General features: G+C 70.1%; 21 protein-coding genes and 2 pseudogenes. 18 read left to right on the top strand and 5 right to left on the bottom strand.

From position 1 onward, the window contains the following. Positions 1-7 precede the first annotated feature (7 nt). The 9 genes from M2163_RS12905 to M2163_RS12865 all read left to right on the top strand — a co-directional run bounded on the left by M2163_RS12905 (position 8) and on the right by M2163_RS12865 (position 10167). On the top strand, positions 8-760 hold the full coding sequence (locus tag M2163_RS12905; protein ID WP_280852637.1) for a YebC/PmpR family DNA-binding transcriptional regulator: 753 nt from the start codon (positions 8-10) through the stop codon (positions 758-760). Between the two features lie 118 nt (positions 761-878). After that, the gene (ruvC, locus tag M2163_RS12900; RefSeq protein ID WP_280894025.1) at positions 879-1421 is read left to right on the top strand and encodes a crossover junction endodeoxyribonuclease RuvC; all 543 of its coding nucleotides are present in this window, start codon (positions 879-881) and stop codon (positions 1419-1421) included. Next, positions 1418-2023 carry a Holliday junction branch migration protein RuvA gene (gene ruvA, locus M2163_RS12895; RefSeq protein WP_280894024.1) on the top strand — a complete coding sequence of 202 codons (606 nt, stop codon included), beginning with the start codon at positions 1418-1420 and terminating at the stop codon, positions 2021-2023. Before ruvC ends, ruvA begins: the two co-directional genes overlap by 4 nt. Positions 2024-2032: 9 nt before the next feature. Further along, on the top strand, positions 2033-3103 hold the full coding sequence (gene ruvB / locus M2163_RS12890; protein WP_280852640.1) for a Holliday junction branch migration DNA helicase RuvB: 1071 nt from the start codon (positions 2033-2035) through the stop codon (positions 3101-3103). A 174-nt stretch (positions 3104-3277) separates the two neighbouring features. Beyond that, complete coding sequence (gene yajC / locus M2163_RS12885) at positions 3278-3805, top strand: preprotein translocase subunit YajC (protein WP_280894023.1); 528 nt, start codon at positions 3278-3280, stop codon at positions 3803-3805. Positions 3806-3937: 132 nt separating this feature from the next. Continuing rightward, positions 3938-5698: a protein translocase subunit SecD gene (gene secD, locus M2163_RS12880; RefSeq protein ID WP_280852642.1), complete on the top strand. Its 1761-nt coding sequence runs from the start codon at positions 3938-3940 to the stop codon at positions 5696-5698. A 2-nt stretch (positions 5699-5700) separates the two neighbouring features. Beyond that, positions 5701-6813 (top strand): protein translocase subunit SecF, encoded by a 1113-nt coding sequence (gene secF, locus M2163_RS12875; RefSeq protein WP_280852643.1) that lies wholly within the window; start codon positions 5701-5703, stop codon positions 6811-6813. Continuing rightward, positions 6810-7349 carry an adenine phosphoribosyltransferase gene (locus M2163_RS12870; RefSeq protein WP_280894022.1) on the top strand — a complete coding sequence of 180 codons (540 nt, stop codon included), beginning with the start codon at positions 6810-6812 and terminating at the stop codon, positions 7347-7349. The genes secF and M2163_RS12870 overlap by 4 nt, the downstream gene beginning before the upstream one ends. A gap of 280 nt (positions 7350-7629) precedes the next feature. Beyond that, entirely contained in the window at positions 7630-10167 is a 2538-nt protein-coding gene (locus M2163_RS12865; protein ID WP_280852645.1) for a bifunctional (p)ppGpp synthetase/guanosine-3',5'-bis(diphosphate) 3'-pyrophosphohydrolase, read from the top strand. 56 nt (positions 10168-10223) lie between these two features. Here the strand turns inward: M2163_RS12865 and M2163_RS12860 are convergent, their stop codons facing one another. Then, on the bottom strand, positions 10224-11453 hold the full coding sequence (locus M2163_RS12860) for a DUF349 domain-containing protein (RefSeq protein WP_280852646.1): 1230 nt from the start codon (positions 11451-11453) through the stop codon (positions 10224-10226). Between the two features lie 135 nt (positions 11454-11588). Then, positions 11589-12407: a peptidylprolyl isomerase gene (locus M2163_RS12855; protein WP_280852647.1), complete on the bottom strand. Its 819-nt coding sequence runs from the start codon at positions 12405-12407 to the stop codon at positions 11589-11591. Between the two features lie 180 nt (positions 12408-12587). Between M2163_RS12855 and M2163_RS12850 the strand changes: the two genes are divergently transcribed. After that, positions 12588-13301, top strand: a complete 714-nt coding sequence (locus M2163_RS12850; protein ID WP_280852648.1) for an MBL fold metallo-hydrolase — start codon at positions 12588-12590, stop codon at positions 13299-13301. Positions 13302-13312: 11 nt separating this feature from the next. Beyond that, positions 13313-14575 carry a histidine--tRNA ligase gene (hisS, locus tag M2163_RS12845; protein WP_280894021.1) on the top strand — a complete coding sequence of 421 codons (1263 nt, stop codon included), beginning with the start codon at positions 13313-13315 and terminating at the stop codon, positions 14573-14575. 2 nt (positions 14576-14577) lie between these two features. On the opposite strand, the pseudogene M2163_RS12840 reads toward hisS, so the two are convergent. Then, positions 14578-15084: pseudogene (locus M2163_RS12840) on the bottom strand (response regulator transcription factor); the annotation flags it as partial. Positions 15085-15090: 6 nt separating this feature from the next. Further along, positions 15091-16128: pseudogene (locus M2163_RS12835) on the bottom strand (ATP-binding cassette domain-containing protein); the annotation flags it as partial. Positions 16129-16273: 145 nt separating this feature from the next. Here M2163_RS12835 and M2163_RS12830 point away from each other — a divergent pair. From M2163_RS12830 to rpsD, 3 genes are all read left to right on the top strand, one after another. Next, complete coding sequence (locus M2163_RS12830) at positions 16274-16936, top strand: vitamin K epoxide reductase family protein (RefSeq protein ID WP_280852651.1); 663 nt, start codon at positions 16274-16276, stop codon at positions 16934-16936. Between the two features lie 42 nt (positions 16937-16978). Beyond that, positions 16979-18334 carry a replication-associated recombination protein A gene (locus tag M2163_RS12825; protein WP_280894020.1) on the top strand — a complete coding sequence of 452 codons (1356 nt, stop codon included), beginning with the start codon at positions 16979-16981 and terminating at the stop codon, positions 18332-18334. Positions 18335-18629: 295 nt separating this feature from the next. Next, on the top strand, positions 18630-19244 hold the full coding sequence (gene rpsD, locus M2163_RS12820) for a 30S ribosomal protein S4 (protein ID WP_015661793.1): 615 nt from the start codon (positions 18630-18632) through the stop codon (positions 19242-19244). A gap of 30 nt (positions 19245-19274) precedes the next feature. On the opposite strand, the gene M2163_RS12815 is transcribed toward rpsD, so the two are convergent. Next, a complete protein-coding gene (locus tag M2163_RS12815) occupies positions 19275-21437 on the bottom strand; it encodes an AAA family ATPase (RefSeq protein WP_280894019.1) in 2163 nt (720 codons plus the stop codon). Between the two features lie 151 nt (positions 21438-21588). Here M2163_RS12815 and M2163_RS12810 point away from each other — a divergent pair, with 151 nt between their 5' ends. Genes M2163_RS12810 through ruvX form a run of 4 tightly spaced genes read left to right on the top strand, consistent with a single transcriptional unit; the run spans position 21589 to position 25511 of the window. Then, complete coding sequence (locus M2163_RS12810) at positions 21589-22023, top strand: DUF948 domain-containing protein (RefSeq protein ID WP_280852654.1); 435 nt, start codon at positions 21589-21591, stop codon at positions 22021-22023. 10 nt (positions 22024-22033) lie between these two features. Then, positions 22034-22375, top strand: coding sequence for a hypothetical protein (locus M2163_RS12805; protein ID WP_280852655.1), 342 nt, complete (start codon positions 22034-22036; stop codon positions 22373-22375). Beyond that, a complete protein-coding gene (gene alaS, locus M2163_RS12800; RefSeq protein ID WP_280894018.1) occupies positions 22375-25047 on the top strand; it encodes an alanine--tRNA ligase in 2673 nt (890 codons plus the stop codon). Before M2163_RS12805 ends, alaS begins: the two co-directional genes overlap by 1 nt. Continuing rightward, entirely contained in the window at positions 25047-25511 is a 465-nt protein-coding gene (gene ruvX, locus M2163_RS12795) for a Holliday junction resolvase RuvX (protein WP_280852657.1), read from the top strand. Before alaS ends, ruvX begins: the two co-directional genes overlap by 1 nt. The last annotated feature ends 92 nt before the right edge of the window (positions 25512-25603 follow it).

The raw sequence follows: 25603 nt of genomic DNA, 5'->3' as shown, positions 1-25603 counted from the left end.
CAGGCAGATGTCCGGCCACTCTAAATGGGCCACGACGAAGCACAAGAAGGCCGTGATCGATGCCAAGCGCGGCAAGCTCTTCGCGAAGCTGATCAAGAACATCGAGGTCGCGGCGCGCATGGGCGGCGTCGACCTCGACGGCAATCCGACGCTGTACGACGCCGTGCAGAAGGCGAAGAAGTCGTCCGTTCCGAACAAGAACATCGACTCCGCGATCAAGCGCGGTGGCGGTCTCGAGGCCGGCGGCGCCGACTACGAGACGATCATGTACGAGGGCTACGGTCCGAACGGCGTCGCGGTGCTCATCGAGTGCCTCACCGACAACCGCAACCGTGCCGCCTCCGACGTCCGTGTCGCCATGACCCGCAACGGCGGCTCCATGGCCGACCCCGGCTCGGTGTCGTACCTCTTCAACCGCAAGGGCGTCGTCATCGTCCCCAAGGGCGAGCTGACCGAGGACGACGTCCTCGCCGCCGTCCTGGACGCGGGCGCCGAGGAAGTCAACGACCTGGGCGAGTCCTTCGAGGTGCTCAGCGAGGCCACCGACCTGGTCGCCGTCCGCACCGCCCTCCAGGACGCCGGGATCGACTACGACTCCGCCGACGCCAACTTCGTCCCGACCATGCAGGTCGAGCTGGACGAGGAGGGCGCCAGGAAGATCTTCAAGCTGATCGACGCCCTGGAGGACAGCGACGACGTGCAGAACGTCTTCGCCAACTTCGACGTGAGCGACGAGGTCATGGAGAAGGTCGACGCGTAGCGCTGTCGCGAACTGAGCGGCTCCGGCGGGCCGGTGGGACACACCCCACCGGCCCGCCGCCGTTGTCGGTGCCAGCAGATAGCCTGCACAAACAGGCGAGCGAGAGGGAGGGGGCACGGTGCGCGTACTCGGGGTGGACCCCGGTCTCACGCGATGCGGAGTCGGCGTGGTCGAGGGGGTCGCCGGCCGTCCGCTCACGATGATCGGCGTCGGGGTCGTCCGCACGCCCGTGGACGCCGAGTTGGGACAGCGGCTGGTCGCCGTCGAGCAGGGCATCGAGCAGTGGCTGGACGAGCACCGGCCCGAATGCGTGGCCGTGGAGCGGGTGTTCAGCCAGCACAACGTCCGTACCGTGATGGGCACCGCCCAGGCCAGCGCCGTCGCCATGCTGTGCGCGGCCCGCCGCGGCATCCCGGTCGCCCTGCACACCCCGAGCGAGGTCAAGGCCGCCGTCACCGGCAGCGGCCGCGCCGACAAGGCCCAGGTCGGCGCCATGGTGACCCGCCTGCTGCGACTCGACGCCCCGCCCAGGCCCGCCGACGCCGCCGACGCCCTCGCCCTCGCCATCTGCCACATCTGGCGCGCGCCCGCCCAGAACCGACTCCAGCAGGCCGTCGCCCTGCACACCGCCAAAGCAGCATCGAAAGGCCGTCTCGCATGATCGCGTTCGTCAGCGGCATAGTCGCCGCACTCGCTCCCGACACCGCGGTGGTCGAGGTCGGCGGTGTCGGCATGGCCGTGCAATGCACGCCGAACACGCTCTCGACCCTCCGCCTCGGCCAGCCGGCCAAGCTCGCCACCTCCCTTGTCGTACGGGAGGACTCGCTGACCCTCTACGGCTTCGTCGACGACGACGAGCGCCAGGTGTTCGAGCTGCTCCAGACCGCCAGCGGAGTCGGTCCCCGGCTGGCCCAGGCCATGCTGGCCGTGCACGCGCCGGACGCGCTGCGCCGAGCGGTGGCCACCGGCGACGAGAAGGCGCTCATCGCGGTGCCGGGCATCGGCAAGAAGGGCGCCCAGAAGCTGCTCCTGGAGCTCAAGGACCGGCTCGGCGAGCCGATCGGCGCCCCCGCGATCGGCGCCCCGGTCACCCAGGGCTGGCGCGACCAGCTGCACGCCGCCCTGATCGGCCTCGGATACGCCACGCGCGAGGCCGACGAGGCCGTCACCGCCGTGACCCCGCAGGCGGAGGCGGCCGAGGGCACGCCCCAGGTCGGCCAACTGCTCAAGGCCGCCCTGCAAACCCTGAACCGCGCCCGCTAGGAGACGTCAGTGAACTGGGACGACACCACCGACGACACCGCCGCCGAGCGGCTCGTCGGTGCGTCCGCCGACCGTGAGGACCAGGCCGTCGAGGCCGCCCTGCGCCCCAAGGACCTGGACGAGTTCATCGGCCAGGAGAAGGTCCGCGAACAGCTCGACCTGGTCCTGAGGGCCGCACGCGCGCGCGGCGCCACCGCCGACCACGTGCTGCTCTCCGGTGCCCCCGGCCTCGGCAAGACCACCCTCTCGATGATCATCGCGGCCGAGATGGGCGCCCCCATCCGCATCACCTCCGGCCCCGCCATCCAGCACGCGGGCGACCTCGCCGCGATCCTCTCCTCCCTCCAGGAGGGAGAGGTCCTCTTCCTCGACGAGATCCACCGCATGTCGCGGCCCGCCGAGGAGATGCTCTACATGGCGATGGAGGACTTCCGCGTCGACGTCATCGTCGGCAAGGGCCCCGGCGCCACCGCCATCCCGCTGGAGCTGCCCCCGTTCACCCTGGTCGGCGCCACCACGCGCGCGGGCCTGCTGCCGCCCCCCTTGCGCGACCGCTTCGGCTTCACCGCGCACATGGAGTTCTACGAGCCCGCCGAGCTGGAGCGGGTCATCCACCGTTCGGCCCATCTGCTCGACGTCGAGATCGGCTCCGACGGCGCCGCCGAGATCGCCGGACGCTCCCGCGGCACGCCCCGTATCGCCAACCGCCTGCTGCGCCGGGTGCGTGACTACGCCCAGGTCAAGGCCGACGGCATCATCACCCGCGACATCGCCGCGGCCGCCCTGAAGGTCTACGAGGTCGACGCCCGCGGCCTGGACCGCCTCGACCGCGGAGTCCTGGAGGCCCTGCTCAAGCTGTTCGGCGGCGGCCCGGTCGGCCTGTCCACGCTCGCGGTCGCGGTGGGGGAGGAGCGCGAGACCGTCGAGGAAGTGGCCGAGCCCTTCCTCGTCCGGGAGGGGCTGCTCGCCCGCACCCCGCGCGGCCGGGTCGCCACGCCCGCCGCATGGGCGCATCTCGGCCTCACCCCGCCCCGCTCGGCGTCCACCGGAAACGGACAACAGGACCTGTTCGGGACGTGATGTCTTTGTGACGGCCAAGCATTGGCCCGGTCCGGAACCCAGGTGCGATGCTGAGCGTTGTTCCCTGCGCGCGGACTCGCTTAGACTCCGCCGATGCCGCCCTTGTCGGCGGTGCACACACCCCCAACCAATAGGCCGCTCACCATCGCGGTCGCGTGAAGGAAGTTCCGACCCGTGAGTCTCGTGACCCTCCTCCCGTTCATCGTGCTCATCGGGGCCATGTTCCTGATGACCCGGTCGGCCAAGAAGAAGCAGCAGCAGGCCGCCACCATGCGGAACGAAATGCAGCCCGGCAGCGGCGTCCGCACGATCGGGGGCATGTACGCGACCGTCAAGGAGGTCAACGACGACACCGTCCTCCTCGACGCGGGCCCGGGCGTGGAACTGCTCTTCGCGAAGAACGCCATCGGTGCCGTACTGACCGACGACGAGTACAACCGCATCGTCCACGGCATCGAGCACGACCTGAAGTCCGACGCCGACGTCGTTCCCGACGACGCCTCCTCCCTCACCGAGACCGCCGAGTCCGCCGACGAAGCTGCCGCCGCCTCCGACGAGAAGTCCGTCGACCTCGGTAAGAAGGACGCGGTCGAGGAGCCCGCCGCCGACGCGCCCGCCGAGGCCGACGCCGAGACCGAGGCCGCCGAGGCGAAGCCGGACGACGAGCCGAAGAAGACCGACGGCGACTCCGGCGCGAAGTAGTCGCACTCCGGGGCGCGCGGACCAGCTCCGCGCGCCCCGGAGCTGCGCGTCTCGCACGGGGATCCCGACACCAGTCATGGCCGCCCGCACGCCGACCCGGCGCGAGAGCGGCCCGAGAGGGAGTACGAGAAGGTGGCAGCACCTAAAAGGGGCCGGAGCGCGAGTGCCCAGAGCAAGCCAGGGCGCGCGCTGGCCCTGATCCTGATCGCCATCGTGGCGCTCACCGGTGGAATGTTCCTGTCCGGACACACCACCCCGCGCCTCGGCATCGACCTCGCCGGAGGCACCAGCATCACGCTGGAGGCCAAGGCCGACCAGGGGTCCGCGATCAACAAGGCCAACATGGACACCGCGGTCGACATCATGAACCGCCGTGTCAACGGCCTGGGCGTCTCCGAGGCGGAGGTGCAGACCCAGGGTGATCGCAACATCATCGTGAACATCCCCAAGGGCACCAACTCCAAGGAGGCCCGCGACCAGGTCGGCACCACCGCCAAGCTGTACTTCCGTCCGGTCCTGGCCCAGGAGGCCACCGGCAGCGCCGCGGCGTCGCCGAGCCCGTCCGCCAGCGGCTCCTCGACCGCCTCGCCGAGCCCCTCCGCGAGCAAGTCCGGCTCCACGGGCGAGAAGGCGACCTCGTCGTCCTCCCCGTCGGCCTCCGCCACCTCGCAGGGCCGCGCCGTCACGGACGCGCTGAAGGCCGACTCCACGCCGTCCGCGTCCGCGAGCGCGTCGAGCTCCGCGTCCCCGTCCGCCTCCGCCACCGGCGGCGCCGACACTTCCTCGGCCGACGCCAAGATCCAGGCCCAGTACGCCGCCCTGGACTGCTCCAAGAAGGCCCAGCGCACCACCGCGGGCGAGGGCGCCAAGCCGGGCGCGACCACTGTCGGCTGCGGCGAGATCTCCGGCGTCTGGTACAAGTACCTGCTCGGCCCGGCCGCCGTCGACGGCACCGAGGTCAAGAAGGCCCAGGCGGTCTTCGACACGCAGACCGCGGCCGGCTGGCAGGTCACCATGACCTTCAACAGCAAGGGCGCCAAGAAGTTCGCGGACATCACGGGCCAGCTCGCGAAGAACGCCCAGCCGCAGAACGAGTTCGGCATCGTCCTCGACGGCGAGGTCGTCTCCAGCCCCTACGTCAGCTCCTCGATCACCGGCGGCAACGCCCAGATCTCCGGCAGCTTCACGCAGGACGAGGCCCAGAACCTCGCCAACATGCTGTCGTACGGCGCCCTCCCGCTCTCCTTCCAGGAGCAGAGCGTGACCACGGTGACCGCGGCGCTCGGCGGTGACCAGCTGCACGCCGGTCTCCTCGCCGGTGCCATCGGCCTCCTGCTGGTCGTGGTCTACCTGGTCGCGTACTACCGGGGCCTCTCGCTCGTCGCCATGGCCTCGCTGCTCGTCTCCGGCATCCTCACCTACGTGATCATGTCGCTGCTCGGCCCGACGATCGGCTTCGCGCTGAACCTGCCGGCCGTGTGCGGTGCCATCGTCGCGATCGGTATCACCGCGGACTCGTTCATCGTGTACTTCGAACGCATCCGGGACGAGATCCGCGAGGGCCGCTCGCTGCGCCCCGCCGTCGAGCGGGCCTGGCCGCGTGCCCGGCGCACCATCCTGGTCTCCGACTTCGTGTCGTTCCTCGCCGCCGCGGTGCTGTTCATCGTGACGGTCGGCAAGGTCCAGGGCTTCGCGTTCACGCTCGGTCTGACCACCGTGCTCGACGTCGTCGTGGTCTTCTTCTTCACCAAGCCGCTCATGACACTGCTGGCCCGCCGCAAGTTCTTCGCGAGCGGCAGCAAGTGGTCCGGTCTCGACCCGAAGAGCCTGGGTGCCAAGCCGCCGCTGCGCCGCACCCGCCGCCCCGCCCCCGCCCAGACGAAGGAGGCGTGAGCATGTCGAAACTCGGCAACATCGGCGCCCGACTGCACCGTGGCGAGATCAGCTACGACTTCATCGGTCACCGCAAGCTCTGGTACGGCATCTCGATCCTGATCACCATCACGGCGATCGTGGGCCTCGCGGTACGCGGCCTGAACATGGGCATCGACTTCCAGGGCGGCGCGGTCTTCACCACCGAGAAGACCAGCGTCTCGGTCTCCCAGGCCGAGGAGTACGCCAAGGAGGCCTCCGGCCACGACGCCGTGGTGCAGAAGCTCGGCAACGGCACGCTGCGCATCCAGATCGCCGGCATGGACACCCAGCAGTCCGACCAGATCAAGACCGAGCTGGCCAAGGACTTCAAGGTCGACCCGGAGACCATCGCCGCCGACCTGGTCGGACCCAGCTGGGGCGACCAGATCGCCAACAAGGCCTGGCAGGGCCTGGCGATCTTCATGGTCCTGGTCGTGATCTATCTGGCGATCGCCTTCGAGTGGCGCATGGCCATCGCGGCGCTCGTCGCGCTGATCCACGACATCACCATCACCGTCGGCATCTACGCCCTCGTCGGTTTCGAGGTCACGCCGGGCACGGTGATCGGTCTGCTGACCATCCTCGGTTACTCGCTCTACGACACGGTGGTCGTCTTCGACTCCCTCAAGGAGCAGACGAAGGACATCACCAAGCAGAACCGCTGGACCTACAGCGACATCGCCAACCGCTCGATCAACAGCACCCTGGTCCGCTCGATCAACACCACGGTGGTCGCGCTGCTGCCGGTGGCGGGCCTGCTGTTCATCGGCGGCGGCTTCCTCGGCGCGGGCACGCTCAACGACATCTCGCTGTCGCTGTTCGTCGGTCTCGCCGCCGGTGCGTACTCCTCGATCTTCATCGCCACGCCGCTCGTCGCCGACCTCAAGGAGCGCGAGCCGGCGATGAAGGCCCTCAAGAAGCGGGTCCTGGCCAAGCGCTCGCAGGCCACCGCCGAGGAGGAACTCGCGGAGGTCCGGGGCGACTTCGCGGACGACGGTGAGCCGGAGGACTCCGCGCACGCGGTCGTCGGTCCGCGCACCCAGCCCGCCTCCCGGGGCCGTGGCCGCGGCCGTCCCTCGGGGAAGCGCCGATGACGGACATCGAAGAGCTGCTGCTCAGCCGTATCCGCGATGTGGCCGACTACCCGGAGCCGGGGGTGATGTTCAAGGACATCACCCCGCTCCTGGCGGACCCGTCGGCGTTCACCGCGCTCACCGACGCGCTCGCGGCGGTCGCCGCGACCACCGGCGCCACCAAGGTCGTCGGTCTGGAGGCCCGGGGCTTCATCCTGGGCGCCCCGGTCGCCGTCCGCGCGGGACTGGGCTTCATCCCCGTGCGCAAGGCGGGCAAGCTCCCCGGGGCGACCCTCAGCCAGGCGTACGACCTGGAGTACGGCTCGGCCGAGATCGAGGTGCACGCGGAGGACCTGTCCGCGGGGGACCGCGTCCTGATCGTCGACGACGTCCTGGCGACGGGCGGCACGGCCGAGGCCTCGATCGAGCTGATCCGCAGGGCGGGCGCCGAGGTCGCGGGCCTCGCGGTCCTGATGGAGCTGGGCTTCCTGGGCGGGCGAGCCCGTCTGGAGCCGGCACTGGCCGGTGCTCCGCTGGAGGCCCTGCTCGTGGTCTGACCCGGCAGTGCGTACGAGAACGGCCGTCCCGGAACACCGGGACGGCCGTTTCTCACGAACGGGCCGGGGCCGTGACAGCTGCCGCGCCGTCGTGGCTGGTCGCGCAGTTCCCCGCGCCCCTTCAGAGCGCTCCACCGGCCGGAATGCCGAAAGCAGCCCCTGGTGTTCCAGAGGTAGACGTCCCTCACATCGGCCTGCAGGCGATCCCGGGGCGCAGGATCGCTACCATGGGTTCTCCGGAGCCTGACCGGGGGATTCGGATCGCGCACGAGGAGTCCTCTTGCCAGACGAGGCCCAGCCACTGACCGCCGCCAAGCCCGAGCCCGCCTCGGCGCCCGCGGCGAAGCCCGCGCCGGACGCGAAGACCGTGACGAACGACGCCCGCGGGCCGGTCGAGCACGCCCAGTCCGCCCCCGTCGACAAGCCGGCCGAGCCGCCCCGGCCCAAGCCCGCCTCGCCCGATCCCACCACGTCGGCGACCCAGGCCGCCCGCACGAACACGGGCCAGCCCGCCCGCACCGGCTCCTCCAATCGCGTCCGCGCCCGTCTCGCCCGCCTCGGCGTCCAACGCTCCAATCCGTACAACCCGGTCCTGGAGCCCCTGCTGCGGATAGTGCGCAGCAACGACCCGAAGATCGAGACCGCGACGCTCCGCCAGATCGAGAAGGCCTACCAGGTCGCCGAGCGCTGGCACCGCGGCCAGAAGCGCAAGAGCGGCGACCCGTACATCACCCACCCCCTCGCGGTGACCACGATCCTCGCCGAGCTCGGCATGGACCCGGCCACCCTGATGGCCGGGCTGCTGCACGACACCGTCGAGGACACCGAGTACGGCCTCGACCAGCTCCGCCGCGACTTCGGCGACTCGGTCGCCCTGCTCGTCGACGGCGTCACCAAGCTGGACAAGGTCAAGTTCGGCGAGGCCGCCCAGGCCGAGACCGTCCGCAAGATGGTCGTCGCCATGGCCAAGGACCCGCGCGTCCTGGTCATCAAGCTCGCCGACCGCCTGCACAACATGCGCACCATGCGCTATCTCAAGCGCGAGAAGCAGGAGAAGAAGGCGCGCGAGACGCTGGAGATCTACGCTCCGCTCGCCCACCGCCTCGGCATGAACACCATCAAGTGGGAGCTGGAGGACCTCGCCTTCGCGATCCTCTACCCCAAGATGTACGACGAGATCGTACGGCTGGTGGCCGAGCGGGCGCCGAAGCGTGACGAGTACCTGGCCATAGTGACCGACGAGGTGCAGTCCGACCTGCGCGCGGCCCGGATCAAGGCCACCGTCACCGGCCGTCCGAAGCACTACTACAGCGTCTACCAGAAGATGATCGTCCGCGGCCGTGACTTCGCGGAGATCTACGACCTGGTCGGCATCCGCGTCCTGGTGGACACCGTCCGCGACTGCTACGCGGCACTGGGCACGGTCCACGCCCGCTGGAACCCGGTTCCGGGGCGGTTCAAGGACTACATCGCGATGCCCAAGTTCAACATGTACCAGTCGCTGCACACGACGGTCATCGGGCCCAACGGCAAGCCGGTCGAACTGCAGATCCGCACCTTCGACATGCACCGCCGCGCCGAGTACGGCATCGCCGCGCACTGGAAGTACAAGCAGGAGGCCGTCGCCGGCACCTCCAAGGTCCGCTCGGACCAGCCGAGGACCACCGGCAAGGACGACCACCTCAACGACATGGCGTGGCTGCGCCAGCTCCTCGACTGGCAGAAGGAGACCGAGGACCCCGGCGAGTTCCTGGAGTCGTTGCGCTTCGACCTCTCCCGCAACGAGGTCTTCGTCTTCACGCCCAAGGGCGACGTCATAGCGCTGCCGGCCGGGGCCACCCCGGTGGACTTCTCGTACGCGGTGCACACCGAGGTGGGCCACCGCACCATAGGAGCCCGCGTCAACGGCCGTCTCGTACCGCTGGAGTCGACCCTGGACAACGGCGACCTCGTCGAGGTCTTCACGTCCAAGGCACCCGGGGCCGGGCCGTCCCGGGACTGGCTGAACTTCGTGAAGTCGCCGCGGGCGCGCAACAAGATCCGCGCCTGGTTCTCCAAGGAGCGCCGCGACGAGGCGATCGAGCAGGGCAAGGACGCCATCGTCCGCGCGATGCGCAAGCAGAACCTGCCGATCCAGCGCATCCTCACCGGCGACTCCCTCGTGACCCTCGCGCACGAGATGCGCTACTCCGACATCTCCGCGCTGTACGCGGCGATCGGCGAGGGCCATGTCTCCGCGCAGAACATCGTGCAGAAGCTGGTCCAGGCGCTCGGCGGCGAGGAGGCGGCCACCGAGGAGATCGACGAGTCGGTCCCGCCGACCCGCGGCCGCGGCCGCAAGCGGCGCACCAACGCCGACCCGGGTGTCATCGTCAAGGGCGTCGAGGACGTGTGGGTCAAGCTGGCCCGCTGCTGCACCCCCGTCCCCGGCGATCCGATCATCGGCTTCGTCACCCGGGGCAGTGGCGTATCGGTTCACCGCAGCGACTGCGTCAACGTGGAGTCACTCTCCCGTGAGCCCGAGCGCATCCTCGAGGTCGAGTGGGCCCCCACCCAGTCCTCGGTCTTCCTGGTCGCCATCCAGGTCGAGGCGCTGGACCGCTCCCGGCTCCTGTCCGACGTCACCCGCGTGCTGTCCGACCAGCACGTCAACATCCTCTCCGCGGCCGTCCAGACCTCCCGGGACCGTGTCGCCACCTCGCGCTTCACCTTCGAGATGGGCGACCCCAAGCACCTCGGTCACGTCCTGAAGGCGGTCAGGGGCGTGGAGGGCGTGTACGACGTGTACCGCGTGACGTCGGCGCGGAACCGGTCGTAGCGCGGACATGCGAAAGGGCCCCGGCGAACCGGGGCCCTTTCGCATGTACGGCCTTGTCAGCCGCCGAACTCCTGGAGCCCCTTGAGCGCCTGGTCCAGGAGCGCCTGGCGGCCCTCCAGCTCACGCTCCAGCTTGTCGGCCTTGGCGTTGTTGCCCTGGGCGCGCGCCTGCTCGATCTGGCCCTTGAGCTTGTCCACGGCGGCCTGGAGCTGGCCGGTCAGACCCGCGGCACGCGCGCGTGCCTCCGGGTTGGTCCGGCGCCACTCGGTCTCCTCGGCCTCCTGGAGAGCGCGCTCGACGGCGTGCATCCGGCCCTCGACCTTCGGCCGGGCGTCCCGCGGGACGTGGCCGATGGCCTCCCAGCGCTCGTTGATCGCGCGGAAGGCGGCGCGGGCGCTCTTCAGGTCGCCGATCGGCAGGAGCTTCTCGGCCTCCTCGGCCAGCTCCTCCTTCAGCTTGAGGTTCTCGGTCTGCTCGGCGTCCCGCTCGGCGAAGACCGAGCTGCGGGCGGCGAAGAACACGTCCTGGGCGCCGCGGAAGCGGTTCCACAGGTCGTCCTCGTGCTCGCGCTGGGCGCGGCCCGCGGCCTTCCACTCGGCCATCAGCTCGCGGTAGCGCGCGGCCGTCGGACCCCAGTCCGTGGACCCGGAGAGCGCCTCGGCCTCACCGACCAGACGCTCCTTCGTGCGGCGGGCCTCCTCGCGCTGCGCGTCCAGCGATGCGAAGTGGGCCTTGCGGCGCTTGGAGAACGCCGAGCGGGCGTGCGAGAAGCGGTGCCACAGTTCGTCGTCCGACTTGCGGTCCAGACGCGGCAGACCCTTCCAGGTGTCCACCAGCGCGCGCAGCCGCTCACCGGCGGCCCGCCACTGGTCGGACTGGGCCAGCTCCTCCGCCTCGACGACCAGCGCCTCCTTGGCGTGCCGGGCCTCGTCGGACTGCTTGGCGCGCTGCTGCTTGCGCTCCTCGCGGCGCTTGTCGACGGTCTCCACGAGCTTGTCCAACCGCACCTTGAGCGCGTCCAGGTCGCCGACCGCGTGATGCGCGTCGACCTGCTCGCGGATGTGGTCGATGGCCGCCTGGGCGTCCTTCGCCGACAGGTCGGTCGTCTTCACTCGCTTCTCGAGGAGGCCGATCTCGACAACCAGGCCCTCGTACTTGCGCTCGAAGTAGGCCAGGGCTTCCTCGGGGGAGCCGGCCTGCCAGGAACCGACGACCTGCTCGCCGTCGGCCGTACGCACGTACACGGTCCCCGTCTCGTCGACGCGGCCCCACGGGTCGCTGCTCACAGCGCCTCCTCCACATGATGCCTGCGGAAGGCTTCAGCGCCCCCGGGCATCGTCCACAGTTTCGTCACGGCCAACATAGGCGACCGGCGGGTGGCCTGTCCGCATCCCGCGCGACCGAAATTTCGCACTTGACGGTCAGGATTTGGTGACGGTCGCCTTGTTGATCACGACGGTCGCGTTCGGCGCGCCGTCGCCCGCGCCGGTGCTCTCACCGGCCGCGGCGATCTTCTTCAGCACCTTCATACCGGATTCCGAGATGGTCCCGAACGGGGTGTAGCTCGGGGGCAGCTGGCTGTCCTGGTAGACCAGGAAGAACTGGCTTCCTCCAGTGTGCGCCTGACCGGTGTTCGCCATCGCGACGGTGCCCGCCGGGTAGACGTTGTCCTTGAGGCTCTTGTCCTTCAGGTTCTCGTCCGGGATGGTGTAGCCCGGTCCGCCGCTGCCTGAGCCCGTCGGGTCGCCGCACTGCAGGACGTAGATGCCGTTGGTGGTGAGCCGGTGGCACTTGGTGTGGTCGAAGTAGCCCTTGTTCGCCAGGAAGTCGAACGAGTTCACGGTGTGCGGGGCCGCCGACGCCTTCAGCGCGATGTCGATCTTGCCGCAGGTGGTGGCGAGGTCCAGGGTGTACTTCGCCGACTTGTCGATGGCGACCGCCGGCTCCTTCTTCCAGGTCTGCGTCTTGACCTTGCCAGCGGCGGGCTTCTCGCACGGGTCCGGCGCCTTGCTGGTCGCCTCCGCGCTCGGGGTGGCCTCCGCGCTCGCGTTGGCCTTGTCGTCGTCCTTCATGACCCCGGACGTGTAGAGCGCCAGGCTGCCCACCAGGATCACGCCGAGCACCGACGCGATCACAGAATTGCGTACACGGGCCTTGCGGCGCGCGGCCGTGCGCCGCTGCTGCTGCCGCAAGAACTTCTCCCGCGCGAGCTGCCGCTTCCGCTGTTCCTGGGTGACCACGGGGTTGTCTCCTCATGCGTCTCGTCCGCCGACCGTTACGCATGCGTCCTATGAAACGACCGCCTGCGTGTGCCCCGTACCGTATATGGGTTCGCTGAGGAATCGGCAGCGCCGGTAGGCTCTGACCACTGGGGCAGCCGCCCGGAAGACCGCCCGTACCGACACAAACCGAGGACGATCGTGCTCATTGCCGGGTTCCCCGCCGGGGCCTGGGGGACGAACTGTTATCTCGTCGCCCCCGCCGCCGGCGAGGAGTGCGTGATCATCGACCCCGGCCACCAGGCCGCCGAAGGCGTCGAGGAAGCGCTGAGGAAGCATCGGCTCAAGCCCGTCGCCGTCGTCCTCACGCACGGCCACATCGACCATGTGGCCTCGGTCGTCCCGGTGTGCGGAGCGCACGGGGTGCCGGCGTGGATCCACCCCGAGGACCGCTACATGATGAAGGACCCCTCGATGGGTCTCGGGCGTTCCGTCGGGATGCCGCTCATGGGCGAGATCACCGTGGGGGAGCCGGACGACGTCAAGGAGCTGACCGACGGCGCGAAGCTGGAGCTCGCGGGCCTGGAGCTGTCCGTCGCGCACGCGCCGGGCCATACCAAGGGGTCGGTGACCTTCCGGATGCCCGAGACCGCGGAGATCCCTTCCGTGTTCTTCTCCGGGGATCTGCTGTTCGCCGGCTCCATCGGACGCACCGACCTGCCCGGCGGCGACATGGCCGAGATGCTCGACTCGCTGGCCCGTGTGTGCCTGCCGCTCGACGACTCGACCGTGGTGCTGTCCGGCCACGGCCCCCAGACGACCATCGGCCAGGAGCGCGCCACCAACCCGTACCTGCGGGAAGTGGCCGCCGGCCAGGGAGAGGGTTCGCAGACCCCTCCCCGACGAGGAATGTGACGAGAGACTTCGTGAGCACCTTTCAGGCCCCCAAGGGCACGTACGACCTGATCCCGCCGGACAGCGCCAAGTACCTGGCCGTCCGCGAGGCGATCGCCGCGCCGCTGCGCACCTCCGGCTACGGCTACATCGAGACGCCCGGCTTCGAGAACGTCGAGCTGTTCGCGCGCGGGGTCGGTGAGTCCACCGACATCGTCACCAAGGAGATGTACGCCTTCGAGACCAAGGGCGGCGACAGGCTCGCCCTGCGCCCCGAGGGCACCGCCTCCGTGCTGCGCGCGGCGCTGGAGGCCAACCTCCACAAGACCGGCAACCTGCCCGTCAAGCTCTGGTACTCCGGCTCGTACTACCGCTACGAGCGCCCCCAGAAGGGCCGTTACCGCCACTTCTCGCAGGTCGGTGCCGAGGCGATCGGTGCGGAGGACCCGGCCCTCGACGCCGAGCTGATCATCCTGGCAGACCAGGCGTACCGCTCGCTGGGCCTCAGGAACTTCCGCATCCTGCTCAACAGCCTGGGCGACAAGGAGTGCCGGCCGGTGTACCGGGCCGCGCTCCAGGACTTCCTGCGCGGCCTCGACCTCGACGAGGACACCCTGCGAAGGGCGGAGATCAACCCGCTGCGCGTCCTCGACGACAAGCGCGAGTCGGTCCAGAAGCAGCTCGGGGACGCGCCCCTGCTGCGGGACTACCTCTGCGACGCCTGCAAGGCGTACCACGAGGAGGTCCGTGAGCTGATCGACGCGGCGGGCGTGGCCTTCGAGGACGACCCGAAGCTGGTGCGCGGCCTCGACTACTACACCCGCACGACCTTCGAGTTCGTCCACGACGGTCTGGGCTCCCAGTCCGCGGTGGGCGGCGGCGGCCGCTACGACGGTCTGTCGGAGATGATCGGCGGCCCCGAACTCCCGTCCGTCGGCTGGGCCCTCGGTGTCGACCGCACGGTCCTCGCCCTGGAGGCGGAGGGCGTCGAGCTCGAACTCCCCTCCACCACCAGCGTGTTCGCGGTGCCACTGGGGGAGGAGGCCCGCCGGATCCTCTTCGCGAAGGTCACCGAGCTGCGCAAGGTGGGCATCGCGGCGGACTTCTCCTACGGCGGCAAGGGCCTCAAGGGCGCCATGAAGAACGCCAACCGCAGCGGGGCCCGCTACACCATCGTGGCCGGCGAACGCGACCTCGCCGAGGGCGTCGTCCAGCTCAAGGACATGGAGTCCGGGGAGCAGTCGGCGATCGGGGTCAACGAGATCGTGGCGGAGCTGGAGTCGAGGCTGGGCTGAGGTCAGTCCAGGAGGCCGTACCGCATGGCGCTGGTGACAGCCGCCGTGCGGTCGGCAACGCCCAACTCGGCGAAGACACGCAGGAGATGGGTCTTCACCGTCGACTCCCCGATGAACAGGCCCCTGCCGATCCCCGCGTTGGTGCAGCCCTCGGCCACCAGCCGGAGCACCGCCGTCTCACGGGACGACAGGCGGGGCCGCTCCGGCCTGGTGCGCAGCTGGTCGACGAGCCGCGCCGCGACCGACGGGGCCGGCACCGTCTCCCCGCGCGCCGCCCGCCGTACCGCCTCCGCCAGTCGGCCGCGGGGCAGGTCCTTGAGGAGATGGCCCGCCGCCCCCGCCTCCACGGCCCGCAGGATGTCCCGGTCCGTCTCGCAGGTGGTCAGGACGACCACCCGGCAGGGCAGCCCGGCCTCCGACATCCGCACGATCGACTCCACACCCCCGCCGCCCGGCATCCGCAGGTCCATCAGCACGATGTCCGGCCGGAGTTCCGCCGCCGGCGCCTCGGGGCGGCAGCTCCTCGGGAAGGTGACGGGCAGCCGCAGGGTGATCGTGGTGCCCTCGCCGGGCGCGCTGCCCACCTCGGTCGTCCCGCCGCCCTCGGTGACGCGGGCCCCCAGCCCCGACAGACCGTAGCCGCCGTGCACGGCCTCCGGGTCGAAGCCGCGACCGCGGAACAGGGCGTCCGGCAGCGTCGCGCCGGCCAGGTCGGCCGGGGTGCCGCCGTCGACCAGGGCCCGGGCCTTGGCGAGGTTCAGCCTGGCCGTCTCGTCCATCAGGGCCAGATGGCGCCGGGCCTGGAGGACGTCGTGGTCGAGCTCGGCCTCGACGGCCTGGATCAGCATCGGCAGGCTGGTGAAGCCCTGCGCGAGGGTGTCGTGGATCTCCTGGGCCATCCGCTCCCGCTCGGCCAGCGCCCCGTGTGCCGCCGACAGCCGCGCGACCTCGTGCCGGCTGGTGTCCCACTCGGCGATCAGGGCCGCCTGTTCCTGGCTCTGCTCGATGATCCGGACGACATAGCTGCCGACGGCCACCGAGAAGACCAGGGTGACGACGGCGACCAGGACGTTGAAGAAGACGTCCTGGTCGCTCGGCCACCACACCAGGGCCCACCGCATCCGCAGGGTCATGAAGCACTGGGGCACGAGTGCGAAGGTCATCAGTCGGGTCTCGCCGACCAGGATCGCCGAGAGCAGGAACAGCGCCATCATCGCGCCGAGGTAGTAGCGGGCGAAATGACGGACGCTCTTCGCGACCGTCAACTCGGCGGGCGCGGATTCGTCCTGCCGGACGATTCCCACACGGGATCGCCACGCGCGCGTGCCGTGCGCCGGGTCCGCGTCGAGCACCAGCACCTCACCCGCGTCCCGGGCCCGGTTGCTTTGGAAGATCTCCACCGTGGTGCTCTTGCCCGCCCCATTGGGTCCGAGCAGGCCGAAGGCCTCGCCCCGGCGGATGCCGAGGTCGATCCCGTCGACCGCGGTCACGTCGCCGTACCGCTTGGGCAGTCCTCGAACGTCCACAGCGAGTTCGTCCGCGTGTGTGGTCATGACCACGAGCCTCGGCCGGAACCGAACGGTCGGGGACGACCGTGCGTACTTCCTTATGTCCACCGAACGGTGGACAAGCCTCCCCGTGCGGCACAATGGCCCCTGCCCGAAGAAGGTCCAACTCTCAAGCAGACGGATCGGCGTGATGAGCAAGACCACAGTGAAAGACGTCTCCACGGAGCCCGAGCCCTCGCCGGCGCGTGCCGACGCCGCGCCCCGGACGGTGGGCGCCGGCCGTGCCTTCGCGTTGCTGATGGTGATCACCGGTGCCGCCGGACTGCTCGCCGCGTGGGTCATCACGATCGACAAGTTCAAGATCCTCGAGGGGAAGGTCAGCGGCAAGACGTTCACGCCGAGCTGCTCCCTCAACCCGATCGTCTCCTGCGGCAGCGTCATGGAGAGCAAGCAGGCCGCCGCCTTCGGGTTCCCCAACCCGATGCTCGGTCTGGTCGCCTACGGCATCGTCATCTGCGTCGGCATGAGCCTGCTGGCCCGCGCCACCTTCCCGCGCTGGTATTGGCTCACCTTCAACTTCGGCACGCTCTTCGGCGTGTGCTTCGTCACCTGGCTGCAGTTCCAGTCGCTGTACCGGATCAACGCGCTGTGCCTGTGGTGCTCGCTGGCCTGGGTCGCCACGATCACCATGTTCTGGTACGTGACCTCCTTCAACGTCCGCAACGCCTTCCTGCCGTCCCCGGGCTGGCTCAAGCGCTTCCTCGCCGAGTTCACCTGGGTCCTGCCGGTCACGCACTGCGGCATCATCGCGATGCTGATCCTGACCCGCTGGGGTTCCAGCCTCTGGGCCTGAGGCCCCGGTGCGTTGTCAGTGCGGTGACATAGGGTTTTGAACGTGGAGCCCGATCTGTTCACCGCCGCGGCGGAAGAGCGCCAGGAGAAGGACCCGGCCGGCAGCCCCCTGGCGGTCCGGATGCGCCCGCGCACCCTCGACGAGGTGGTGGGCCAGCAGCACCTGCTCAAGCCGGGATCACCCCTGCGCCGGCTGGTCGGCGAGGGCAGCGGCGGTCCCGCCGGGCCCTCCTCGGTGATTCTCTGGGGCCCGCCCGGCACCGGCAAGACGACCCTGGCGTACGTCGTCTCCAAGGCGACGAACAAGCGTTTCGTGGAGCTCTCCGCGATCACCGCCGGCGTCAAGGAGGTCCGCGCGGTCATCGAGGGCGCCCGCCGCGCCACCGGAGGCTTCGGCAAGGAGACCGTCCTCTTCCTCGACGAGATCCACCGCTTCAGCAAGGCCCAGCAGGACTCCCTGCTCCCCGCGGTCGAGAACCGCTGGGTGACCCTGATCGCGGCGACCACCGAGAACCCCTACTTCTCGGTCATCTCCCCGCTGCTGTCCCGTTCCCTGCTGCTGACCCTCGAACCCCTCACGGACGACGACCTGCGAGGGCTCCTGAAGCGGGCGCTGAGCGACGAGCGGGGCCTGAAGGACGCCGTCGCCCTCCCCGAGGACACCGAGGACCACCTCCTGCGGATCGCCGGCGGTGACGCCCGCCGCGCCCTGACCGCCCTGGAGGCCGCCGCCGGGGCCGCCCTCGACAAGGGCGAGCCGGAGATCTCCCTCACCACGCTGGAGGAGACGGTCGACCGCGCGGCCGTGAAGTACGACCGCGACGGCGACCAGCACTACGACGTGGCCAGCGCCCTCATCAAGTCCATCAGGGGCTCCGACGTGGACGCGGCCCTGCACTACCTGGCCCGCATGATCGAGGCCGGCGAGGACCCCCGCTTCATCGCCCGCCGCCTGATGATCTCCGCCAGCGAGGACATCGGCCTCGCCGACCCGAACGCCCTGCCCACAGCCGTGGCCGCCGCCCAGGCCGTCGCCATGATCGGCTTCCCGGAGGCCGCGCTGACCCTGAGCCACGCCACCATCGCCCTCGCCCTCGCCCCGAAGTCCAACGCCGCGACCACGGCGATCGGCGCGGCCATGGAGGACGTACGCAAGGGGCTGGCCGGACCGGTGCCGCCGCACCTGCGCGACGGGCACTACAAGGGCGCCGCCAAACTCGGCCACGCGCAGGGGTACGTCTACCCCCACGACCTGCCCGAGGGCATCGCCGAGCAGCAGTACGCCCCGGACGCCATCAAGGACCGCGAGTACTACGAACCCACCCGCCACGGCGCCGAGGCCCGGTACGCGGACGCCGTGGAGTGGACCCGCAAGCACCTCGGTCGCAAGCGGTCCTGAGCACCCTGTAGAATCCCTCGAAGTGCTGTGTCCCGTGCAGTCAGAACGGGACGGTCAGCCGGAACCCCTGTGGGTTCCAGGAGCGTCGCGCACCGTTCGAAAGGTGTCGCGGGCAGCCCACCACCACTCACCCCAGGGTGAGACCGGTCGGTGGGCCACTCGCGTGCTGCACGTATGTGCCCAGACCAGGGGAGCGGCTGCCCAACGGGTCCGATCCAGGACCTCGCGGGTTTCCCCGGCTGCGGATGCGACCTCCCATAACTCTGACGAGCCGAACACCAAGAGATGAGAGATCGTGGCGAACCAGTCCCGCCCCAAGGTCAAGAAGTCGCGTGCCCTCGGCATCGCGCTGACCCCGAAGGCCGTCAAGTACTTCGAGGCCCGTCCCTACCCCCCGGGTGAGCACGGCCGTGGCCGCAAGCAGAACTCGGACTACAAGGTCCGTCTGCTCGAGAAGCAGCGTCTGCGTGCGCAGTACGACGTGTCCGAGCGCCAGCTCGTCCGCGCCTACGAGCGTGCCTCCAAGGTTCAGGGCAAGACCGGTGAGGCCCTGATCATCGAGCTCGAGCGTCGTCTCGACGCGCTGGTCCTGCGTTCGGGCATCGCCCGCACGATCTACCAGGCCCGCCAGATGGTCGTCCACGGCCACATCGAGGTCAACGGTCAGAAGGTCGACAAGCCGTCCTTCCGCGTCCGTCCCGACGACGTCGTGATGGTCCGCGAGCGCAGCCGCGAGAAGACCCTCTTCTCGATCGCCCGTGAGGGCGGCTTCGCCCCCGAGGGCGAGACCCCGCGCTACCTCCAGGTGAACCTCAAGGCCCTGGCGTTCCGCCTGGACCGTGAGCCGAACCGCAAGGAGATCCCGGTGATCTGCGACGAGCAGCTCGTCGTCGAGTACTACGCCCGCTGATCAACGGCAGGCCGTAGCACCCGCACCACCTCAGCCCGCCGTCTCCCCGCCCTTCCGGGTGGGCGAGGCGGCGGGCTGCTGCATGCCCGGGGTCACTTCCGTGTGCCGCGCGGAACCCCGCGGCGCCGGCAGCCCGTCGAGCGGACGGGCGCGGCCCAGCGCCCGGGCCACCGCCGCCTCCCGCCCCAGCGCCCGGCCCTGCCGTACGCACTCCTCGTACCGCTCGTCGCCCAGCCGGTCCCGGACCGTCGCCTCGCACAGCTCGTGCGGGGCGTTGTAGTAGGCCGAACCGAACAGCGGCAGACCCACCGACGGCCACAGCGAGGCCGCTGCGCCCTGGAGCACGGCCGCCTCGGCCGCGTCGCCCCGGGTCACCGTGACCAGGGCGAGGAGCTCGATCGACAGCACCGAGCCCAGCAGGTCGTGGAAGGCGTGCGCGCAGGTCAGACAGTCGGTGAGCAGCTCACGCGCGCGTGCCGTGTCCCCCTCGCCCCAGGCCGCGTACGCCAGGACGTACAGCGCGTACGACCGCGCCCACCGCTCACCGTGGTCCTCGCACACCTGGCGCACGTCCTCGCACAGCCGTACCGCGTCCGGCAGATCGCCCAGGAAGGCACGGGCCATCGCCAGCTCGACCTGGGCCATCAGCACGTTGCTGTTGAGCTCGCCGATCTCCTGGTAGCGCTCCAGCGACGAGCGCAGCAGCCGCTCCGCCCGGGGCATGTCGTCCGAGACGAGCGCCAGACAGCCGGTGCGGTGCTCGGCGTACGCCCAGGCCGTCGCGTTCCCCGACCGTTCCGCCTCCTCTCGGCACTCGTGCAGCGCGGCCACCGCCGCCACGGTGTCCCCCTGGAGGATCGCCACATAGCCGAGGACCCACAGTGCCTTCAGCCGGGTGTGCTCATGGCCCGGCTCCAGTTCGACACTGCGCTCCAGCCAGTGCCGCCCCTCGGAGAGCCGGCCGCAGCCGACCCAGCAGAACCAGAGGCAGCCCGCCAGATGCCGGGCCAGCTCCGCCCCGTCCGGCTCGGTCAGGCAGTACTCCAGGGCGCAGCGCAGGTTCGGCAGCTCGGCCTCGATCCGCGCGGCCACCTCGTTCTGGCGCGGCGAGAACCAGTCCAGCTCGCACCAGGTCGCCAGGCCCACGTACCAGTCCCGGTGCCGTCTGCGCAGCCGGACCGCGTCCCCCGTCGCCTCCAGCCACTCGGCGCCGTAGGCCCGGACCGTGTCGAGCATCCGGTAGCGCACACCGGTCGCCGTCTCCTCGCGGGCCACCACCGACTGGGCGAGCAGCGCGGACAGGACGTCCAGGACGTCGTCGCAGTGCAGTCCGCCGCCGCTGCACACGTACTCCGCTGCCTCCAGGTCGAACTGCCCCGCGAACACCGAGAGCCGGGACCACAGCAACCGCTCCTCGGGCGTGCACAGTTCATGGCTCCAGCCGATCGCCGTGCGCAGCGTCCGATGGCGGGGCGGGGTGTCCCGGCCGCCGCCCGTCAGCAGCCGGAACCGGTCGTCGAGCCGCTCCAGCAACTGCCCGGGGGACAGGGCCCCCAGTCGGCCCGCGGCCAGTTCGATCGCCAGCGGAATGCCGTCCAGGCGCCGGCACAGCTCCCGTACGTGCGGATCGTCGCCGACCCTCACCCCCTGACGTCCGGCCCGCTCCGCGAACAGTTCCACGGCCTCGTCCTCGTCCAGCGGGCCCAGCGCGAAGAGCTGCTCGCCGGCGACCGCCAGCGGCCGGCGTCCCACGGCCAGGACGGCCAGGTCCGGCAGCCGGCCCAGCAGGTCGACGACCAGGGCCGCGCACGTGTCCACCAGGTGCTCGAAACCGTCCAGGACCAGCAGGAGTTGACGCCCTGCCAGATGGGCCAGGAGCGTCTCGCGCGGTGACCGGGTGGTGTGGTCCGTCAGCCCCAGCGCCTCCATGACGGCGTAGTCGACGAACTCCGGATCGCGTACGGCGGCCAACTCGACGTGCCACACCCCGTCGGGCCGTCCGCACCGGCCGCCCGCCACCCGGGCCGCGAGCCGTGACTTGCCGATGCCGCCCGGACCCGTCAGCGTCACCAGCCGCGAGGTGTCGAGTGCCCGCGCCAGCGCCGGGAGTTCCGCGTGCCGGCCCACGAAGCCGTCGAGCGTCAGCGGGAGATTGCCGTTCACCTCGGTGCCGTCGGGCTGATGACTGCGCATGGAACACGGAGCGTACTGAAGCGTATGCACTCCGTACAATCGTCATGGACAACCCGGGTGCGGGCGAGGGTGATCCGGTGCGGACCGCCGTCCCCGGCGCGATAGGCTCGGCGGAGACTTTTTCCATAGACAGCACGTATTCAGGGAGCGGGTGCACACAGTGTCCGGTGGAGAGGTTGCCGGGATCCTGGTGGCCGTTTTCTGGGCGATCCTGGTCTCCTTCCTCGCCGTCGCGCTGGCGAGGCTGGCCCAGACGCTCAAGGCGACCACCAAGCTCGTGGCGGACGTGACCGAGCAGGCCGTCCCGCTGCTGGCGGACGCCTCCACCGCGGTGCGCTCCGCGCAGACCCAGATCGAGCGCGTCGACGCGATCGCCTCGGACGTCCAGGAGGTCACGTCGAACGCCTCCGCGCTGTCTACCACCGTCGCCTCCACCTTCGGCGGCCCCCTGGTCAAGGTTGCGGCCTTCGGCTACGGCGTACGCCGCGCGATCAGCGGCCGCAAGGACGAGGTGCCCGCGAAATCCTCCCGGCGTACCGTGATCGTGGGCCGGACGGTTTCCCGGGGCCGAGGCAAGAAGGACTGAGGCTCAAGAGATGTTCCGCCGTACTTTCTGGTTCTCCACGGGCGTGGCCGCGGGTGTCTGGGCCACCACCAAGGTGAACCGCAAGCTGAAGCAGCTCACCCCCGAGAACCTCGCCGTCACCGCGGCCAACAAGGCGATCGAGACGGGTGGCCGCCTCAAGGACCGCGCGGTCGGCTTCGCGCTCGAAGTCCGCGACAACATGGCCCAGCGGGAGGCCGAGCTGACGGACGCCCTGGGCATCCGCGAGGATCCCGAGCTGCCCGCCCCCCGGCGCATCGCCGCCATCGAGAACACCACGTACACGACGAAGCCGTACAAGACGCATTCGTACAACCGGAATGAGGACCACTGATGGAGTCGGCCGAGATTCGCCGCCGCTGGCTGAGCTTCTTCGAGGAGCGCGGGCACACCGTCGTCCCTTCGGCGTCGCTCATCGCGGACGACCCGACTCTGCTCCTCGTCCCCGCCGGCATGGTGCCCTTCAAGCCCTACTTCCTGGGTGAGGTCAAGCCGCCCTTCGACCGCGCCACCAGCGTCCAGAAGTGCGTGCGCACGCCGGACATCGAAGAGGTCGGCAAGACCACCCGGCACGGCACGTTCTTCCAGATGTGCGGCAACTTCTCCTTCGGCGACTACTTCAAGGAAGGCGCCATCAAGTACGCCTGGGAGCTGCTCACCAGCCCCCAGGACAAGGGCGGTTACGGCCTTGAGGCCGACCGGCTGTGGATCACCGTCTACAAGGACGACGACGAGGCCGAGCGCATCTGGCACGAGGTCGTCGGCGTGCCGAAGGAGCGCATCCAGCGCCTCGGCATGAAGGACAACTACTGGTCCATGGGCGTCCCCGGACCCTGCGGCCCCTGTTCCGAGATCAACTACGACCGCGGCCCCGAGTTCGGCGTCGAGGGCGGTCCCGCCGTCAACGACGAGCGGTACGTGGAGATCTGGAACCTCGTCTTCATGCAGTACGAGCGCGGCGAGGGCATCGGCAAGGACAACTTCGAGATCCTCGGCGAACTCCCCAGCAAGAACATCGACACCGGCCTCGGACTCGAGCGCCTGGCGATGATCCTGCAGGGCGTGCAGAACATGTACGAGATCGACACCTCGATGGCCGTCATCAAGAAGGCCACCGAGCTGACCGGTGTCGCGTACGGCGACGCCCACGACTCGGACGTCTCCCTGCGCGTGGTCACCGACCACATGCGCACCTCCGTCATGCTCATCGGCGACGGCGTCACCCCGGGCAACGAGGGCCGCGGTTACGTCCTGCGCCGCATCATGCGCCGGGCCATCCGCAACATGCGGCTGCTCGGTGCCACCGGTCCGGTCGTGCTGGACCTGATCGACACCGTGATCGCCATGATGGGCCAGCAGTACCCCGAGCTGGTCACCGACCGCGAGCGCATCGAGAAGGTCGCCGTCGCCGAGGAGAACGCCTTCCTCAAGACGCTCAAGGCCGGCACCAACATCCTCGACACCGCCGTCACCGAGACCAAGGCCGCCGGCGGCAAGGTCCTCGCCGGGGACAAGGCGTTCCTGCTCCACGACACCTGGGGCTTCCCGATCGACCTCACCCTGGAGATGGCCGCCGAGCAGGGCCTGTCCGTGGACGAGGACGGCTTCCGGCGGCTGATGAAGGAGCAGCGGGAGCGCGCCAAGGCCGACGCCCAGGCCAAGAAGACCGGGCACGCCGGTGCCGGCGCGTACCGCGAGATCGCCGACAAGGTCGGCGAGACCGACTTCATCGGCTACAGCGACACCGAGGGCGAGTCCACGATCGTCGGCATCCTCGTCGACGGCGCCTCCTCCCCGGCCGCCACCGAGGGCGACGAGGTCGAGATCGTCCTGGACCGCACCCCGTTCTACGCCGAGGGCGGCGGCCAGATCGGCGACACCGGCCGGATCAAGGTCGACTCCGGTGCCGTCATCGAGATCCGCGACTGCCAGAAGCCGGTCCCGGGCGTCTACGTCCACAAGGGCGTCGTCCAGTTCGGCGAGGTGACCGTCGGTGCCAAGGCCCACGCGTCCATCGACAGCCGCCGTCGTACGGCGATCGCCCGCGCCCACTCGGCCACCCACCTCACCCACCAGGCGCTGCGGGACGCCCTCGGCCCGACGGCCGCCCAGGCCGGTTCCGAGAACCAGCCCGGCCGCTTCCGCTTCGACTTCGGCTCCCCGTCCGCCGTGCCCACGGCCGTGATGACCGACGTCGAGCAGAAGATCAACGAGGTGCTCGCCCGCGACCTCGACGTCCGCGCCGACGTCATGGGCATCGACGAGGCCAAGAAGCAGGGCGCCATCGCCGAGTTCGGCGAGAAGTACGGCGAGCGGGTCCGCGTGGTGACCATCGGCGACTTCTCCAAGGAGCTGTGCGGCGGCACCCACGTGCACAACACCTCGCAGCTCGGCCTGGTCAAGCTGCTCGGCGAGTCGTCCATCGGCTCCGGCGTCCGCCGCATCGAGGCGCTCGTCGGTGTCGACGCGTACAACTTCCTCGCCCGCGAGCACACGGTCGTCGCCCAGCTCCAGGAGCTGATCAAGGGCCGTCCGGAGGAGCTTCCGGAGAAGGTCTCCGCCATGCTCGGCAAGCTGAAGGACGCCGAGAAGGAGATCGAGAAGTTCCGTGCGGAGAAGGTCCTCCAGGCCGCCGCCGGTCTCGCCGAGTCCGCCAAGGACGTCCGCGGGATCGCCGTCGTCACCGGGCAGGTCCCGGACGGCACCACCCCCGACGACCTGCGCAAGCTCGTCCTCGACGTGCGCGGCCGCATCCAGGGCGGCCGGGCCGCCGTGGTCGCCCTCTTCACGGTCAACAACGGCAAGCCGCTCACGGTCATCGCCACCAACGAGCCCGCACGTGAGCGCGGTCTCAAGGCCGGTGACCTGGTCCGTACGGCCGCCAAGACCCTCGGCGGCGGCGGTGGCGGCAAGCCGGACGTCGCCCAGGGCGGCGGCCAGAACCCGGCCGCGATCGGTGAGGCCGTGGACGCCGTGGAGCGCACGGTCGGGGAGACGGCGAAGTAATGCGCAAAGGCCGCAGGCTCGCGATCGACGTCGGGGACGCCCGTATCGGGGTCGCCTCGTGCGACCCCGACGGGATCCTCGCCACCCCGGTGGAGACGGTCCCGGGCCGGGACGTCCCGGCGGCCCGGCGCCGGCTGAAGCAGCTGGTCGAGGAGTACGAACCGATCGAGGTCGTCGTCGGTCTCCCTCGCTCCCTCAAGGGGGGCGAGGGGCCGGCCGCGGTCAAGGTCCGCGGCTTCGCCCAGGAGCTCGCCCGGGGGATCGCGCCCGTTCCGGTCCGGCTGGTCGACGAGCGGATGACGACCGTGACGGCCAGTCAGGGACTGCGCGCGTCCGGGGTGAAATCCAAAAAGGGCAGATCGGTCATCGACCAGGCAGCGGCCGTGATCATCCTCCAGCAGGCCCTGGAATCCGAACGGGTGTCAGGTAAAGCACCCGGCGAGGGCGTCGAAGTGGTCATCTGATCGCGATACGGTAACGTTCCGCGCGATGCGGCGACATTCGAACAGTCACCGCACAGAAAGAGGCGGAGCGGGAGCCGGATCGTGGAAGCAGG

This window comes from Streptomyces sp. SAI-135, assembly GCF_029893805.1.
Classification (GTDB): Bacteria; Actinomycetota; Actinomycetes; order Streptomycetales; family Streptomycetaceae; genus Streptomyces.
This window is presented reverse-complemented; position numbering and strand designations above follow the sequence as displayed.